Here is a 306-nt window from a genome sequence, read left to right on the forward strand (position 1 = left end):
GGGGGCGGGGCGCGCGGCCGCGCGGGCGCGGCCGCCCCCCGCCCCCCCCCCCCCCCCCCCCGCGCTTCGAACGGGTATGGGGCGGCATTCCCCCCACCCCGACCCTCCCCCGTGACCGCGGGAGGGAGACCTGGCAAAGCCTACGCAACATACCCCGCCCGCCGCGGCCGGTACCAGTCGAGCGACCGGCGCAGCCCTTCGTCGAGATCCACCCGCGGCCACCAGCCGGTGGCGGCGCGGAAGGCGCGGTCGTCGGCGGCGCAGCGGGCGGTGTGGGTGGGCGCCCCGGCGGGCGGGGATTGCGTT

The sequence above is a fragment of the Falsiroseomonas sp. RANM36 genome (assembly GCF_056682175.1).